The sequence below is a fragment of the Rhodococcus sp. T7 genome (assembly GCF_009872365.1).
GTDB lineage: Bacteria > Actinomycetota > Actinomycetes > Mycobacteriales > Mycobacteriaceae > Rhodococcus_F.
Genome location: NZ_WXYH01000389.1, coordinates 50,358 through 50,767 on the forward strand (window position 1 = coordinate 50,358; position 410 = coordinate 50,767).

The 410-nt window shown below is 68.3% G+C and carries 1 pseudogene; it reads right to left on the reverse strand.

The features are described 5' to 3' along the window. A pseudogene (locus tag MLGJGCBP_RS50940) lies at positions 1-347 on the reverse strand (relaxase/mobilization nuclease domain-containing protein); the annotation flags it as partial. Between the last annotated feature and the right edge of the window lie 63 nt (positions 348-410).

Here is a 410-nt window from a genome sequence, read left to right on the forward strand (position 1 = left end):
GCGGCGCGTGCCCACTGTGCCCGGTCCTCGAGCGGGATGGATCGCAGGTAGTCGTTCCACTTCCCGAGGTCCGCGGTGGCCCGGTCGAGCAACTTCGGGTCGAGTTCCTGGCTCTCGCGTCCGGCTCGCACCGTCGGCCGTTCGCGGCGTGCCGCGTTCCACTCGTCGACCGCCGCCGACGACGCCTGCGGGCTGTCTTCCCACTCGCTGCGCAACCGCGGCAACGTCAAATCCTTGGCGAGATGTCCTCCGCCGTAGAACACCGGAGTGTGCCCCGCAGCCGGCCGCACAGCGACCTTGTAACCGACAACGACGTCACTTTGTCCCGACGCGAAACGCGGACGCACGACCAATCCCTGACCACGTAGACGGCGCACGAACTCCGCCTCCGACTTCGACGCCGTCGCACA